Below are 14,121 nucleotides of genomic sequence, written 5' to 3'. Positions count from 1 at the left end.
GTTCTGTTTGGTAGCGGTGGGGAGGCTCGATCTCCCGACCTCACGATTATGAGTCGTGCGCTCTAACCAACTGAGCTACACCGCCACGAATGAGAAAAACCTGTGTCAAGCCGGTCAAGACCGCCCTGACACAGGCCCTCATTCAGAGCCCCCCACCGGAATCGATCCGGTGACCTCGTTCTTACCAAGAACGCGCTCTACCACTGAGCTAGGGGGGCAACGAGTAAATACTCTACCGGAAGATTTCATCCTCAACAAATCGGCGGAAGGACGGCTCCGGCACTGTCGAAACACTTGCGCACGAACGGTTTTTATGGCCTTCAGAACGGCCGTCTAAGGCCTCTCCGGGGCTGGCCGGGTTGTGAGGTGCAGCTCCTTTAAAGCACTCAGGGACCGGCTCGAAAGCCGGTCCCTGAGTGTCGCAGGAAACCACTGCCGGGGAACTAGTCCCCCGGGCCCGAGGTCACCACCGGGCGGTGGTCACCACTTGGCTGTGATTACCATTTGCCCTTGCGGTTGAAGTCGCGGTGTCCGCCTTCGTTGCCGTGGCGGGGCTTGCGTGCGCCGTCGCCGTGGCCGCCGAAGCGGGAGTCGCTGGCCTGGCCGCGGCTTGCACCGCTGTCAGCGCCGATGCTGCGCTCGGAACGATCGCTGTACGAGCGGCCGCCGCGGTCGGCGGAGGAACGTTCGCCGTCGTTCTTGCGGAATTCCTTCTTGAAGCCGCCGCCGCCCTTGAAGTTGCCGCCACGGTCGCCGCCGCGGTTGCCCTGGTAGCCTCCGCGGTCGCCGCCGCCACCGGACGGCTTGCGGCCGTTGTCCAGCTCGAGGTGGATCAGCTCACCGCCGATCCGGGTGCGGGACAGGGCCTTAAGCTGGTCGGCACTCAGGTCCGCCGGGAGCTCCACGAGGGAGTGGTCCGAGCGGATGTCGATGCCGCCGATCTGGGCCGAGGAGATGCCGCCTTCGTTGGCAATGGCGCCCACGATGGAACCCGGCATGACGCGCTGGCGGCGTCCGACGGCGATCCGGTAGGTGGCATTGCCCTCGGTGAGCGTGCGGGTCGGGCCGCGGGAGCCGAAGCCGTCCTTGGAGCGTTCGCGCTTCTGGAACTCAGGAGCTGCCGGCAGTTCCTTGACCAGCAGCGGCTGCCCGCCCTGCGCCATAACGGCCAGCGCGGCAGCGATCTCTGCAGCCGGAACATTGTGCTCTTCCTCGTAGGAAGCGATCAGGTCGCGGAACGCTGCTACGTCTTCGGACTCGAGGGTCTCCGTGATGCGCTCGGCGAACTTGCCCAAGCGCAGCGTGTTGACGGTCTCGGCGGTGGGCAGGTGCATCTGCTCCACCGGCTGGCGGGTTGCCTTCTCGATGGAACGCAGCAGGTACTTTTCCCGCGGGGTCATGAACAGCACGGCGTCGCCGCTGCGGCCTGCACGGCCGGTACGGCCGATGCGGTGGACGTAGGACTCGGTGTCGTGCGGGATGTCGTAGTTGATCACGTGGCTGATGCGCTCAACGTCAAGGCCACGGGCCGCGACGTCGGTGGCCACCAGGATGTCGATGCGGCCTTCTTTCAGCGCATCGACAGTCCGCTCGCGCTGCTGCTGCGGGATGTCGCCGTTGATGGCGGCAGCCTGGAAGCCGCGGGACCTCAGCTTGTCAGCCAGGTCCTCGGTGGCCATCTTGGTGCGCACGAAGGCAATGACGCCGTCGAACTCTTCCACCTCGAGGATGCGGGTCAGCGCGTCGAGCTTGTGCGGGCCCATGACCTGCAGGTACCGCTGGCGGGTGTTGGCGCCGGTGGTGGTCTTGGACTTCACCGAGATCTCGGCCGGGTTGTTCAGGTACTGCTTGGACATCCGGCGGATCTGGCTCGGCATGGTGGCCGAAAACAGTGCCACCTGGCGGTCCGACGGGGTCTGCTGGAAGATCTGCTCCACGTCTTCGGCGAAGCCCATGCGCAGCATCTCGTCGGCCTCGTCCAGCACCAGGTACTGGAGTTCGGACAGGTCCAGCGAACCCTTGGAGATGTGGTCGATCACACGGCCGGGGGTGCCGACAACAACCTGGGCGCCGCGGCGCAGGCCAGCGAGCTGCGGGCCGTAGGCGGAGCCGCCGTAGACCGGGAGGACCGTGAAGTCATCGATGTGCTTGGCGTACGAGGTGAAGGCCTCGGCAACTTGGAGCGCCAGCTCGCGGGTCGGGGCGAGAACCAGGGCCTGCGTCTTGCGGGACGGGCCGTTGAGGTCGTGGAGTTCTGCCAGGCGGGACAGTGCCGGTACTGCGAATGCTGCAGTCTTACCGGTGCCGGTCTGGGCGAGGCCCACGACGTCGCGGCCTTCGAGCAGCAGCGGGATGGTTGCTGCCTGGATGGGGGACGGCTTTTCGTAGCCGACGTCCTGCAGGGCGGCGAGGACGCGGCCGTCGATGCCGAGATCGGCGAAACGGACGCCTTCTTCTTCGGTGTCGTCAGCCTTGGGGGCTTCCTCAGCCTTGGGGGCTTCTTCGGCCTTTGGGGCTTCTTCGGCCTTGGCCGGAGCGTCGGCGGGCTCTGCTGCGGGCGCAGCGGCCTCAGTGAACTCGACGGTCGCGGTGTCGGCAGTTGCCGTTTCGGTGTCGATGGCGTCGTTGTGATTTTCGGGCATAGGGAAGTTTCCTCATCCATAGGGGGCCAGGCGGCACAACCCGAGGTGAGCGGAGCCGCAGTACATGTGCCGTGGTTGCCGGGCATACATTGACCGGCCGGTCACGTAGAAGTCCGGCGCTTTCGCAATCCCGTGGCAGGACTTCCCGCTGCATCTCTTGGCTGCTATCCCAGCAGTCTGTACAGCGTTTTCTTTAGCCGGCTCTCCCTATGAAAATGCCCGCATCACAGTTGCGGACTCCAACACTTGCCAGTCCTGCCTCAAAAATTGGGCAGGAATAAGGGATTTCCGGAGTGGGGGATATTTCAAGTGTAGGGCATACTCCCGCCCATGGGTAACCGAGGGGCCCGGAGCACCGGTGAGCTTGGCCACACAAGCAGCCGTCACGCCGCGTGTTCCGCCCTCCTCCGGCGTCCTCGCCCCAGATTTGCACCGCTTTCCGGCGCAGACGGATACGGCTCGCGCGCCGATTCCAGGGCCGGCTCCCCGCAGGCTGCTGAAAGCGGTGCAGAAATGCCAGGGGCGGGAGACTTTAGCTGCCGACGCGGCGGAGCAGCTTCTCGAATTCGTCGTGGTACTCGGGCTGGAGCCTGACTTCGCCGTCCGCCTCGGCGTCCCGCAGCGCCTCCATGGCCTCAACGTCCGGGGTGCTGAACCAGCGTCCGATGGTCACGCCGTGGCTCGGCACGAACAGCCGGTGGATGTGGTCGCCCGCCTGGATGGACCCCGTCCGGATCACCCGGAGGTATGTGCCAACACGTCCGGCCTCGGTGAAGCGCTTGACCCAATGGCTCTCCCCCATCCGCCGCTGGAAGGCAGCGCACGGCACGCGGGGCGAGGTGACCTCGACTTCCACGTCCAGGCCGATCTTCCAGCGCTCACCGATGACGGCGCCGGTGGTCTCGATACCGGAGACCCTCAGGTTCTCCCCGAAAATGCCCGGCGGCAGCTCACGCTCCAGCTGGCCGACCCAGAAGTCAGCGTCGGCTTGGGAATAGGCGTAGAGGGCCTGGTCCTCGCCGCCGTGATGGATCCGGCTGGCCTGGACGTCACCATGCACCCCGAGCTTGTGCACCTTCACCGGCCCCTCCACGGGGCGCTTGTCGATCGCGGTGACGCCCACGCTCCCCTCATCAGGCAGGAGCTGGTGTACCCGGCAGACGGCGAGCAAAGTGGCTGTGTCCATGGCAACAGTCTAGGTTCTCGGTCCGCCGGGCGTTCCAGCAGGCTCTTGGCGGGATGTGCCCGGGATATTTCGTTCGCGGCGCGGCGGTGCAGCTACTAGGCTGGCAGCAGGATTTGCGTGCGGTTTCGGCCCGCCAAGGACGGCAACGCCAACGGCGTGAATCGCCCAGCCGGAACACATCAGCCAGAACAGATCGGCATGGACCAGCAGGGGGAACCATGGACCCGGAGAAAGACCAGCCCAAAGACCGCGACGACGATGCGCGCGACGATGCGTCTGCCGCCGGCGCCCCCAAGCCTCCGCCTTGGCAGGTGCCCAAGCCGGAGCTCCGGCCCGAGCTGCTGCGCCCCGCGGCAGGGCAAGACGGAACGGGAAAAGACGGGGCAGGGCAAGACCAGTCCGGGCCTCCCCAGCCCAGCCCCATCATCGACCCCTTCGCCCGGGAACGCGAGCGCGAACTCAACTCGGCGGCGGCAAGGAAGAAGCGCTCGCAGCGCCGCACCGTGGTGGTAGGCCTTGGCGTGACGGCCTTGCTGGCAGGCACTATCACGGCGATCGTGGCCAGCAACGAACAGGAACCCGAGTACGCGCAGGTGTGTTTCAACGAGGAAACCGGCGAACGCGTGGAGGACACCCAGTGCAACAGCAGCGCGGGGCGCGGCGGAGCCCTCTACGCCTGGTACTTCTACGCCCGCGGCGCCAGCGTTCCGGGCGTGGGACAGAGCCGGAACGCCTATCCGAATTTCACCAGGACTGTTCCGCAGGGCGCCAAGGCGTCCACGGGGTACAGCACCAAGGGCGGCACGGTCAGCAGGGGCGGCTTCGGCAGCAGCTCCAAGGGCGGAAGCACGGGGGGCTAAGTGAAGCGTTTATTGTCAGAACCCCGGCCGGACTGGAAACAGAAAATTGAAGAGCAGGGCCTGGTGTTCTCGACCACCACCATGCCGGACGGCAGGAAGATCGAGTACTGGAACGAGTCGGCGTACTACGAGTTCACCATGGACGAGGTCGAGGCGCTCGAGGTCACGGCCGAGGAAATGCACGCGATGTGCCTGGAGGCCGCGAAGTTCCTGGCCACCGGCGCCATGGGATCCATTGGCATCGGCCAGCAGGGCCTGGAGTTGGCGGCCGAGTCGCTGCAGGCCGGAGACATGGACATCTATGGCCGCTTCGACTTCATCTATGACGGCCGGGGCGGCGCCGCCAAAATGCTGGAGTACAACGCCGACACACCCACCGGCCTGATCGAGGCTGCCGTGGCCCAGTGGTTCTGGCTGCAGGATGTCTTTCCCGAGAAGGACCAGTGGAACGGCATCCACGAGGCCCTCATCCGGCAGTGGAAAAAGCTCCAGTACCGCACAGGCATGAGCACGCTCCACATCGCCCACTCGGAGGCCGAGGAATCCGGCGAGGACTGGATGACGGCGGCTTACATGCGGGACGTGGCCAGCCAGGCGGGCTGGACCACCATCGGCATCAACATGTCGGACATCGGCTGGGACCCGAACCTGAACCGCTTCGTGGACCTGGACAACTTCATGATCAGCACCATCTTCAAGCTCTACCCGTGGGAGCTGATGCTGAAGGAGCCGTTCGGCCACCGCCTCCTGCAGCGTGCCCACAATCCGCGCTGGGTGGAGCCGGCCTGGAAGATGCTGCTCTCCAACAAGGCGCTGCTGGCCGCCCTCTGGCATTTGTATCCGGACCACCCCAACCTGCTTCCGGCCTACCTGAATGAGCCGGGGCCGCTGAAGGAATGGGCTGCCAAGCCGCTGCACGGCCGCGAGGGCGACAACATCAAGATCCGCGCCGAAGGCATCAGCATGGAGCAGCCCGGCGGGTACGGCCGCGAGGGCTGGTGCTACCAGCAGTTCCATCCGCTTCCCGATTTTGACGGCAACCACCCCGTCCTTGGCCTGTGGGTGGTGGACGGCGAATCGGTGGGCTGCGGCATCCGCGAATCCGACGGGCCCATCACCGACTACTTCTGCCGGTTCGTGCCCAACACCATCGACGCGCCGGCGCCCCTCTCGGCCCAGGCCCACTCCAACAAGGCAGGTATCGCCCTATGAGCACCGGAACCACGACGGCGGGCGGCGGCGCCGGGAAGCAGCCAGGCAGCGGGGTTCCCGCCAAGGGGCTGCACGCCGGCATCCTCGACCTGGGTGACTCCGTCATGCTGGGCCTGGCCTCCACTGCGCCCGTCTACTCGCTGGCGGCCACCCTGGGCCTGATCGTGGCTGTGAACGGGAACTACACTCCCCTGATCCTGGTCCTGGGCTTCATCCCCGTGCTGTTCATCGCCTACGCATTCCGGGAGCTCAACAGCGCCATGCCGGACTGCGGCACCACGTTCATCTGGGCGCGCCGCGCCTTTGGTCCGTGGGCCGGCTGGCTGGGCGGTTGGGGGGTGGCCCTGGCCGGCATCGTGGTCCTGGCGAATCTTGCCCAGGTGGCCGGGCAGTACCTGTGGCTGCTCGTGGGAGACGGTTCCCTGGCCGGGAACACGCTGCTGGTCACCGCGACGGGCGTGGTGTTCATCGCCTTCATGACCCTGGTCAACTACCGCGGGATCCGGCTGGGCGAACACGTCCAGCGCGTCCTGACCTACGTGCAGTACATCTCGCTAGGCGTTTTCGCCGTCGCCATCATTTTCAGGATCGCGGGGGGCGCTCCAGAAGGCCAGGCCTTCGATTTTGAGTGGTTCAACCCGGTGGGGGCCTTCGCTGATCCGGGCGAGGTGGTCCACGGAGCCCTGCTGGCGCTGTTCATCTACTGGGGGTGGGACACCTGCCTGGCGGTGAACGAGGAAACAGAGAACCCTTCCACCACCCCGGGCCGGGGCGCCGTGATCTCGGCCTTCGTCCTGGTGGCCATTTACGTGTCCGTGGCACTGCTGGTGATGATGTACGCCACGGTGGGGTCAGAGGGCATCGGCCTCGGCAACAGCGAAAACCAGAACGACGTCTTCCTCGCCATGAAGGACGTGGTGCTGGGCCCATGGGGCTGGCTGATCGTCGTCGCCGTCCTGGCTTCGGTGCTCTCCTCGACGCAGACCACCATCCTTCCGACGGCGCGCGGAACCCTGTCCATGGGGGTCCACGGCGCGTTGCCACCGAAGTTCGGTGAGGTCCATGCCCGGAACCAGACGCCCGGGTTCTCGACTCAGGTGATGGGCGCCGCTGCCATCGTGTACTACGTGGCGATGAGCTTTCTTAGCGAAAACCTGCTCTCGGACTCCATCAGCTCGATCAGCCTCTTCATCGCGTTCTACTACGCACTGACCGGGTTCGCGTGCGCCTGGTACTTCCGCGGAACCCTCCGCGACTCCGCCAGGAACCTCTGGCTCCGCGGCGTCCTGCCCCTTCTGGGCGCCCTCACCCTGACCGCCGCGTTCTTTGTTTCCGCTGTCCAGATGTGGGACCCGGCCTACGGGGACACCGAAATCTTCGGCGTCGGCGGCGCGTTTGTCAGCGGCGTGGTGCTGCTGGGCCTGGGCGTGGTGCTGGCCGTGGTCTGCCGGTTCCTGCCGTCCACGCGGGCCTATTTCCAAGGCAGGCAGCGCGTTGCGTCCGGGCCCCAGGGCGGCTCCGTCGGATGACGCATGCACCGTAGGATGCTGGCATGAGCAACGACGCCCTTGACCCCGCGGCAGCAACGGCCGAGTACGGCCTTCCCGACCCCTCAGACATCCTGGCCCTGGACTCACTGCTGATGCCTGAGGAGCTGGCGCTGCGGCAACGGATCCGCGACTTCACCGACCAGCAGATCCGGCCCGACATCGCGGACTGGTACGACCGCGGCGTCTTCCCGGGGCACCTGCCCGCGCAGCTGGGTGAGCTGGGCGTGCTCGGCATGCATCTGGACGGCTACGGCTGTCCCGGCCGCACAGCTGTGGAATACGGGCTGGCGGCGATGGAGCTCGAGGCCGGTGATTCGGGGATCCGCACGTTCGTCTCAGTCCAGGGTTCGCTGGCCATGTCTGCCATCCACAAGTGGGGCTCCGAGGACCAGAAGCAGGAATGGCTCCCCCGCATGGCCGCCGGCGAGCTGATCGGCTGCTTCGCGCTGACGGAGCCGTCCGCCGGGTCCGACCCGTCGTCCATGGCCACCGTGGCCAGGCGGGACGGCACGGGCGAGGACGCCGGCTGGATCCTGGACGGCGCCAAGCGCTGGATCGGGCTCGCCTCGATTGCCGATGTGATGGTGGTGTGGGCCAAGACCGACGACGGCGTCCGCGGCTTCCTGGTCCCGGCCGGCACCGATGGGGTCACCGCCACGCCCATTGAGCGGAAACTCTCGATGCGCGCCTCGGTCCAGTGCGACATCACGTTCGACGGCGTCCGGCTGGGACCGGATGCACTGCTGCCCGGTGCGCGCGGACTCAGCGGACCGTTCTCCTGCCTTAACGAGGCCCGCTACGGCATCGCGTGGGGTGCGATGGGCGCTGCCCGCGACTCCTACGAGGCCGCCCTGCAATATGCGATGGACCGGCAGCAGTTCGGCAAACCACTGGCCGGATATCAGCTCACCCAGGAAAAGCTGGTGAACATGCTGCTGGAGGTCCAGAAGGGCACCATGCTTGCCCTCCAGTTGGGCAGGCTCAAGGACTCCGGCCGGCTGCAGCCGGAACAGATTTCCCTGGCCAAGCTGAACAACGTCCGCGAAGCCATCAAAGTGGCCCGCGAGGCCCGGACCATCCTGGGCGGCAACGGGATCACGCTGGACTACTCTCCGCTGCGGCATGCGGCGAACCTGGAGTCGGTGCGCACCTACGAGGGTACGGACGAGGTCCATACGCTGATCCTCGGCCAGCACATCACCGGGCTGTCCGCCTTCCGTTAGGCAAGGACCGCTGGTTGAAACCGGTCAGGCGGAGAAGCCGCCGTCGGCCTTGATCAGCTGGCCGGAGACCCAGCGGCCCGCCGGGGACAGCAGGAAGGCCACCGTACCTGCCACGTCCGCCGGCGTTCCCAGCCTGCCACCGGGCTGGCGCCGGGTGCCTTCCTCACGCACTTCCTGGCTCATCCAGCCGGTGTCCACCGGCCCGGGGTTCAGCACGTTCGCGCTGATGCCGAGCGGCCCCAGCTCCCGGGCGGCGGCAATGACGATCCGGTCCAGCGCCCCCTTGGATGCGCCGTACGGAAGGTTGAAGGCTGTGTGGTCACTGGTCAGCGCAACGATCGCGCCGCCGTCCTGCCCCGCCTGCCGGGCGAAGGCTGCCACCAGCTGCCAGCTGGCGCGGGTGTTTACGGCGAAATGGCGTTCGAAGCTTTCCAGCGAGGTGTCCAAAACCCCCGAATCGACGGACTCCGCGTGGCTCAGCACCATGCCCTGGAGCGTGCCGGCCTGCTCCGCGACGCTGGCCATCAGCCGGTCCACGGCCTCTGGGTCCTGAAAGTCCGCGGGCACGGCCACCACCTTGGCGCCGATCGCCTCCAGCTCTGCGGTGAGCCGTTCGACGTCGTCCGGCTGGATCCCCCACGGCATCCTGGCGTCATAGTCCTGCCAGTAGGTCAGCACCAGGTCCCAGCCGTCGGCGGCGAGCTGCCGGGCGATGCCGGCGCCGATCCCGGCCAGCCGGCCGACGCCGGTGACCAAGGCCGTCCTGCGCTGGGGTTCTGCAGGCTGGGGTGCCACACCATGGTTCATGCCGGCAGCTCCTTGAGGTTGCCCCGCCGCAGGACCACGAACCAGCAGGCCAGGATGGCCAGCCCGCAAAATACCCCGGCGCTGGAGGCCATAATCCACAGCCCGGGCGTTTGGAGGTCGAGGTTCTCCGCTCCCAGCGCCGCGCCGATGGTCTTGGGCGAAAAGAAAAACACCACGATCGAAACGCCCAGCAGGCAACCCATGAGAGAGCGCGTGGCCATATGCCGCCGGGGTGTTTCACGCAGGGTCCAGGCGAATGCCGGCAGCACGGCGGCCATCCAGACCCAATGGTGGGACCAGGAAACGGGGCTGATCAGCAGCATGGTGAGGGCCGTGGCGCAGATAGCCACCACCCGGGCTCCCTGACGGCTGGCAATCCTGATGACCGCCGCGCCCAAGGCCACCACGAGGAGGCTCAGGACCAGCCACGGGACGGTGACGCCGGCGGCGGGGACACCGAAGTGGAGCAGCGCGCCCTTGATGGAGAGGTTGTCCACGTACCCTGCCCCGCCGATCCGGGACGTGTCCGGAAGGATCTCGAGCCAGAACCGCAGGGACTCGGCGGGGCGGAGGAACCAGCCGAGCAGTACGGTGGCAGCGAATCCGGCGCCCATGTTCAGCAGTCCGCGCCAGTCCTTGCGCATCAGGAAGTACAGGCCAAACACGAGTGGCGTCAGCTTGATGCCGGCCGCCACACCCACGAGGAATCCGCTCCCTGGCTGGCCCCGGCTCCATCGGGCGTCCCGGCCCAGCAGGTCTGCCGCCATCATCCCCATGAGCAGGATGTTGATCTGGCCGAAGGCCAGGGTTTCCCGCCACGGACCGAGGTTCAGGACGGCCAGAAGCAGCACCACCGCGCCGAGCCGGTTTCGCAGCGAGGGCCATGTGGCCGCGGCGAAGGTGCTGCGCCAGTCAGGTTTGGCGTTCCAGTAGCGGACCCCCCTCGCCGCCACCCAGGCGGCCACGGCCACTCCGGCGGCGTTGAACAACATCAGGGCGGTTGCCTGTGGCAGCTGTGCGAGCAGGCTGAAGAGGAGCGCAGCAAACGGCGGGTAGGTAAAGGGCAGCTGCGGGCCGCCGGCCCACTCCAGCGTCAGGCGGTAGAGACCCGACGGGTCAAGGCCGGTCTCATGGAGCACCCTGCCGCCGTGCCAGTAGACGCTGAAGTCCAGGCCGCCCTTCTCGCTCCAGTCGCCGAGCCGTGACGAGATGAAGACGGCGGCGGCCAGCACGGCGACGACGGTGAGCATCTCGGCGGCGACCACAGCGATCCGGGGATCCCGCAGCCTTTCCTGCCTGGTGACCGTTCCCGCCGCACCGTCACCGGCCAGGATTTCAGTAGCCAGGGTGCCAGTGGCAGGGGCGTCAGCACCAAGAACGTCAGTAGGAAGCGCGTCGGTAGGACTGCCCTTGGTTTGGGCGTCGAGAAGTGCCATTCAGTGTCCCCCGTGGTGTGATGCCGTCAGTGCCGAAGGACCCGGGCCCGGTCAAGTGCCGGGGTCGGCGCCCGCGCTCATTCTACTGAGGGCTGGCCGCTTCCACCGGTGCACGGCGCCCCGTGTCCCCCGTCTTCGACGCATCCTTGCGGATCGTGGCGCTGATGACCGCGGCAATGGTGCACATCGCGGCGGCGCCGAACCAGGCGTATGTGTAGTGGCCGGTGGCGTCCCGGATCGCCCCCGCGGCCAGGGCCGCTGCGGCGGCACCCAGCTGGTGGGCGGCGAACACCCAGCCGAACACCACACTGCCGTCGGCGCCGAACACCTGGCGGCAGATGGCTGCGGTGGGCGGCACCGTGGCCACCCAGTCGAGCCCGTAGATCACCACGAACACAATCATGCTGGGCTGGACCGTGGCGCTCAGCAGCAGCGGGAGCACCAGCAGCCCGATGCCGCGGAACTGGTAATACACCGCCAGCAGGATCCTCGGGTTGAAGCGGTCGGTCAGCCAGCCGGAGGCAATGGTGCCCAGGATGTCGAAAATCCCGACGACGGCCAGCAGGCCCGCCGCGGTGGTTTCCGGCATGCCGTGATCGTGCGCGGAGGGAATGAAGTGCGTGCCGATGAGTCCGTTGGTGGTGGCACCGCAGATGGCGAAGCCGGCGGCGAGTGCCCAGAACGTGCGCACCTTGCTGGCCCTTTTGAGTACCTGAAGGGCGCGGACGGCGGCGTTGCCGGCGGGGCGGGCCGCCGGTGTGCCGGTCGCCGCTGCGCCGGCCGCCCCCGCAGGGGAGGCGGACTCCGGTGCTGCCTCAGGCGCCGGTGCCTCCGCGCCGTAGGGCAGCACCCCGGCGTCGGCCGGTGAGTTCTTCAGGAACTTCAGCACCAGCGGGACCACGGCCAGCGCACCCGCGGCGATCAGCAGGGAGGCCTGCCGCCAGCCGGGATCCTGCGCCAGCATGGCGATGAAGGGCAGGAAGACCAGCTGGCCGGCGGCGCTGCCGGCCGTCAGGATGCCGATGACCAGCCCGCGGCTCTTGGAAAACCAGGTGTTGGCGATGGTCGCCGCGAAGACCAGCGCCATGGAACCGGTGCCCAGTCCGATCAGCAGGCCCCACGTCAGCAGGATCTGCCATGACTGGTTGACCAGCACCGTCAGGGCACTGCCCGCGCCGATCAGCATGAGCGCGAAGGCGGTGACGGCGCGGATGCCAAACCGCTCCATGAGGGCGGCGGCAAAGGGGGCGGTGAGCCCGAACAGGACCAGGTTGATGCTGACAGCCGCGGAGAGCACTGTGGTGGACCAGCCGAACTCCTCTTGCAGCGGCACCATGAGGACGCCCGGCGCGGCCCTGAAGCCGGCCGCGCCCACGAGGGCCAGGAACGCCACGGCGGCCACGATCCAGGCCGGGTGCAGCCGGCGGCGCGGCGTCGCCGGCGGGATGCCAGGCCGCTCACTCGAACTCCGTGTCCGCTGGCTGCTGCTCATGCTGCTGTCCCCTTGTCTCCCGTGGCCTCTTCTGCGGTGGCCTTGGTTGCTCCGGCTGCCGTGCTTGCGGCGGTTGCCAGCTGCACCGGCTCGCCGGTCCGGGCCAGGCTGTGCCAGCTCGTGTTTTCCGCTGTGAGCCGCTCGCCGCATTCCGTGCAGGTGTCCGCCGAACTGGTCCGGCGGCCGCACGTCGAATGGATGACGTACATGTGGGCCTGATCCGACGGGGCAGGCAGATGCTTCTCCGCCCAGATGACGACGGCGTTGAGCACGGGCAGGGCGTCCTCGCCTGCAGCGGTGAGCACGTACTCCTGACGGGTGCGGCCGCCGTCGTCGTATGGCCTCTTGGTCAGCAGCCCGGCGTCGGTGAGGGCGGCAAGCCGCTTGGTGAGAACGGAGTCCGCCACCCTGAGCCGCTCCCGTATGGCGTCAAAGCGGCCGTTGCCGAAGAACACTTCGCGCAGGACGAGCATGCCCCAGGCGTCGCCGAGGATGTCGAGGCCGCGGGCCATGCTGCAGGTACGTTGAGACCAGTCGGAGCGGAGAGCCATGCTGCGACACTAGCTGACTTTCTTGAAGAAAGCTAGGCTGGAGCGAAGCGTCATCTCGGCGCGGAGAAGAGGGTCCTCGAAGGCCGGTAGGCCAAGGCCCAATACACCAGCAGGGCAATGCCGCAGAGCACGCCCAGGCTGGCTGCCATCAAAGGCCATTGGGTCGAAGGGTCCTTGCCCCACTCTTCGGCTCCGGCCATCATGGCAAGATCTTTGGGCGCCAGGAAGAACGCCACGGCGGATGCCGCCACGATGATCCAGCCGGCCAGCTGCATCTTCCCGCTCCGCGTGGGGACGCGGTGCATCGCGAACGCCATGGACGGCAGCGCCACGGCCATCCACACCCAGTGATGGGACCACGAAACCGGGCTGATCAGGAGCATCAGCACGGCCGTTGCGGACACTGCCACGAAGTTCTCGTCGACGGCGAGCGCCCACTTGATCACGAGCGCGGCCAGGGCCACCAGGGCAAGCGACAGAACGAGCCACAGCACGCTGGTGAGGCCGGAGTCCGGCATCCCGAAGTGAAGCAGCAGACCTTTGACGGACAGGTTGTCCACGTACCCGGGCCCGCCGATGCGGCCGGTGTCCGGCAGGATCCTTGTCCAGAAGGCGGCCGAGGCATGGGGCAGCGCCGCCCAGGCGAGCGCTATGGAGCCGAAGAATCCCGCTGCCATCCAGGCCAGGGCCTTGAAGTCGCGGCGGACCAGGAAGTAGAGGCCGAACGCCAAGGGGGTCAGCTTGATGCCAGCGGCGAGACCGATCAGCAGCCCGGCCGGCCACCTGATTTCGCCGGCCCGGGACTTCCCGTGCAGGGCAAAGTCGGTCAGGATCACGCCCATCAGGATGATGTTGATCTGTCCGAACACAAACGTGTCGCGCCATGGCCCCAGGAGCAGGATCGCCCCGGTCCCTGCCAGCGCAACCGTCCGGAAGCGCCAGTCCGCCGCTGCCTCGCGCCAGCGGCCCAGGCCGAAGTAGTGGCGGCTGAGCCAGGCGGACACCACGGCGGCTCCCCCGAGCGCTGCGCCGATGAAGAGCGCGCTGCTCTGGCCGAACGTCAGCGTCGCAAGGCCGGCAAAAAGCAGCGCGGCGAACGGCGGATAGGTAAACGGCAGCCCGTCACGGACTGCGTACAGTTCGCCGACTCCGCCCTCACCGG

The 14,121-nt window shown here is 67.3% G+C and carries 11 protein-coding genes and 2 tRNA genes; 4 read left to right on the top strand and 9 right to left on the bottom strand.

Translation table 11 applies throughout. The annotated features are described in order from the left end of the window. Positions 1–8 precede the first annotated feature (8 nt). The 4 genes from AC3A3W_RS17600 to AC3A3W_RS17585 form a co-directional block, all read right to left on the bottom strand. Positions 9–85, bottom strand: a tRNA-Met gene (locus tag AC3A3W_RS17600). Positions 86–146: 61 nt separating this feature from the next. Further along, a tRNA-Thr gene (locus AC3A3W_RS17595) sits at positions 147–218 on the bottom strand. Positions 219–497: 279 nt separating this feature from the next. Then, positions 498–2,642: a DEAD/DEAH box helicase gene (locus tag AC3A3W_RS17590; protein ID WP_487444291.1), complete on the bottom strand. Its 2,145-nt coding sequence runs from the start codon at positions 2,640–2,642 to the stop codon at positions 498–500. Positions 2,643–3,174: 532 nt separating this feature from the next. After that, positions 3,175–3,828 carry an MOSC domain-containing protein gene (locus AC3A3W_RS17585; protein ID WP_487444290.1) on the bottom strand — a complete coding sequence of 218 codons (654 nt, stop codon included), beginning with the start codon at positions 3,826–3,828 and terminating at the stop codon, positions 3,175–3,177. A gap of 218 nt (positions 3,829–4,046) precedes the next feature. Between AC3A3W_RS17585 and AC3A3W_RS17580 the strand changes: the two genes are divergently transcribed. Genes AC3A3W_RS17580 through AC3A3W_RS17565 form a run of 4 tightly spaced genes read left to right on the top strand, consistent with a single transcriptional unit; the run spans position 4,047 to position 8,673 of the window. Further along, the gene (locus tag AC3A3W_RS17580; protein ID WP_487444289.1) at positions 4,047–4,688 is read left to right on the top strand and encodes a Tat pathway signal protein; all 642 of its coding nucleotides are present in this window, start codon (positions 4,047–4,049) and stop codon (positions 4,686–4,688) included. After that, positions 4,689–5,900 (top strand): glutathionylspermidine synthase family protein, encoded by a 1,212-nt coding sequence (locus AC3A3W_RS17575; protein WP_487444288.1) that lies wholly within the window; start codon positions 4,689–4,691, stop codon positions 5,898–5,900. Then, positions 5,897–7,429 carry an APC family permease gene (locus AC3A3W_RS17570; RefSeq protein ID WP_487444287.1) on the top strand — a complete coding sequence of 511 codons (1,533 nt, stop codon included), beginning with the start codon at positions 5,897–5,899 and terminating at the stop codon, positions 7,427–7,429. The genes AC3A3W_RS17575 and AC3A3W_RS17570 overlap by 4 nt, the downstream gene beginning before the upstream one ends. Before the next feature lie 23 nt (positions 7,430–7,452). Beyond that, positions 7,453–8,673 carry an acyl-CoA dehydrogenase family protein gene (locus AC3A3W_RS17565; RefSeq protein WP_487444286.1) on the top strand — a complete coding sequence of 407 codons (1,221 nt, stop codon included), beginning with the start codon at positions 7,453–7,455 and terminating at the stop codon, positions 8,671–8,673. Between the two features lie 24 nt (positions 8,674–8,697). On the opposite strand, the gene AC3A3W_RS17560 is transcribed toward AC3A3W_RS17565, so the two are convergent. The 5 genes from AC3A3W_RS17560 to AC3A3W_RS17540 all read right to left on the bottom strand — a co-directional run. Beyond that, positions 8,698–9,480, bottom strand: a complete 783-nt coding sequence (locus AC3A3W_RS17560) for an SDR family oxidoreductase (RefSeq protein ID WP_487444285.1) — start codon at positions 9,478–9,480, stop codon at positions 8,698–8,700. Next, the gene (locus tag AC3A3W_RS17555) at positions 9,477–10,916 is read right to left on the bottom strand and encodes a glycosyltransferase 87 family protein (protein ID WP_487444284.1); all 1,440 of its coding nucleotides are present in this window, start codon (positions 10,914–10,916) and stop codon (positions 9,477–9,479) included. Before AC3A3W_RS17555 ends, AC3A3W_RS17560 begins: the two co-directional genes overlap by 4 nt. 82 nt (positions 10,917–10,998) lie before the next feature. Then, on the bottom strand, positions 10,999–12,408 hold the full coding sequence (locus AC3A3W_RS17550; protein ID WP_487444283.1) for an MFS transporter: 1,410 nt from the start codon (positions 12,406–12,408) through the stop codon (positions 10,999–11,001). Beyond that, positions 12,405–12,959: a winged helix-turn-helix transcriptional regulator gene (locus AC3A3W_RS17545; protein ID WP_487444282.1), complete on the bottom strand. Its 555-nt coding sequence runs from the start codon at positions 12,957–12,959 to the stop codon at positions 12,405–12,407. The genes AC3A3W_RS17550 and AC3A3W_RS17545 overlap by 4 nt, the downstream gene beginning before the upstream one ends. A gap of 50 nt (positions 12,960–13,009) precedes the next feature. After that, positions 13,010–14,121 (bottom strand): glycosyltransferase 87 family protein (locus AC3A3W_RS17540; RefSeq protein WP_487444281.1); only part of this gene is annotated, 1,112 nt, incomplete at its 5' end.

This window comes from Arthrobacter sp. Soil_N43 (assembly GCF_057655195.1).
Note: the sequence above shows the minus strand (reverse complement) of the source record. Positions and strands in the feature narration are given on the sequence as shown.

Excerpts from the sequence above, each read along its gene's own strand:
- AC3A3W_RS17590 (WP_487444291.1), bottom strand. The coding sequence starts at position 2,642 with ATGCCCGAAAATCACAACGACGCCATCGACACCGAAACGGCAACTGCC.
- AC3A3W_RS17585 (WP_487444290.1), bottom strand. The coding sequence starts at position 3,828 with ATGGACACAGCCACTTTGCTCGCCGTCTGCCGGGTACACCAGCTCCTG.
- AC3A3W_RS17580 (WP_487444289.1), top strand. The coding sequence starts at position 4,047 with ATGGACCCGGAGAAAGACCAGCCCAAAGACCGCGACGACGATGCGCGC.
- AC3A3W_RS17570 (WP_487444287.1), top strand. The coding sequence starts at position 5,897 with ATGAGCACCGGAACCACGACGGCGGGCGGCGGCGCCGGGAAGCAGCCA.
- AC3A3W_RS17565 (WP_487444286.1), top strand. The coding sequence starts at position 7,453 with ATGAGCAACGACGCCCTTGACCCCGCGGCAGCAACGGCCGAGTACGGC.
- AC3A3W_RS17560 (WP_487444285.1), bottom strand. The coding sequence starts at position 9,480 with ATGAACCATGGTGTGGCACCCCAGCCTGCAGAACCCCAGCGCAGGACG.
- AC3A3W_RS17555 (WP_487444284.1), bottom strand. The coding sequence starts at position 10,916 with ATGGCACTTCTCGACGCCCAAACCAAGGGCAGTCCTACCGACGCGCTT.
- AC3A3W_RS17550 (WP_487444283.1), bottom strand. The coding sequence starts at position 12,408 with ATGAGCAGCAGCCAGCGGACACGGAGTTCGAGTGAGCGGCCTGGCATC.
- AC3A3W_RS17545 (WP_487444282.1), bottom strand. The coding sequence starts at position 12,959 with ATGGCTCTCCGCTCCGACTGGTCTCAACGTACCTGCAGCATGGCCCGC.